At 50.6% G+C, this 241-nt stretch carries 1 protein-coding gene; it reads left to right on the top strand.

What is annotated here, in order from left to right; all coding sequences use genetic code 11:
- The coding region (locus ACRQQK_RS15510) for a triose-phosphate isomerase (RefSeq protein ID WP_457512853.1) at positions 1-241 on the top strand (241 nt) is incomplete at both ends.

Genomic DNA, 241 nt, shown 5'->3' with positions numbered 1-241 from the left:
GGTTTAGAAGTCTGGGCACAGCATGTCGACCCGATTGACCCGGACCGCCATTTTGGCTGGACCTCGCCCTACTCCGTGAAACTGGCGGGTGCTACAGGCGTTGTGATTAATCACGCAGAACGTCAGGTCCCGTTTGACCAAATCAAAACCATTCACCAAAAATGCCGTCATTACCAGCTTAAGACCCTCATCATTGTAGATACCGTTGCGTTGTTCAAAAAGGCGTTAACCCTTAAACCGG

This window comes from Vibrio sp. C8, assembly GCF_054051265.1.
Note: the sequence above shows the minus strand (reverse complement) of the source record. Positions and strands in the feature narration are given on the sequence as shown.